The 281-nt window shown below is 56.6% G+C and carries 1 protein-coding gene; it reads right to left on the bottom strand.

The genetic code is table 11. From position 1 onward, the window contains the following. Positions 1–253 (bottom strand): hypothetical protein (locus AC0IXR_RS25040; RefSeq protein ID WP_471762595.1); only part of this gene is annotated, 253 nt, incomplete at its 3' end. Positions 254–281 lie beyond the last annotated feature (28 nt).

Below are 281 nucleotides of genomic sequence, written 5' to 3'. Positions count from 1 at the left end.
CCTGCATAATAACGCGGGCCGGAGTGAACTGGATCTCCTTGGACGGCTGGGCGTCGGCGTCCCAATGACCTAGTTCAGTGATCTGCTCGGCCGTGATGTTGGCGCCATCCTCGGTGCGTAACAGGTTCTCAAGCAGAACCTTGAGGCTATACGGAAGGTTGTCGGAACCATCAACCTTGGTGATGTCGTAGATCTCGTAAGACTGGCCGTCGACGTCGAGGATTCGCCTCGCGTTGAAGCTGTTGACACTCATGTGGACTCCTGACTGGTCGATGCGGTTC

The organism is Methylobacterium sp. AC832, assembly GCF_979256025.1.
This window is presented reverse-complemented; position numbering and strand designations above follow the sequence as displayed.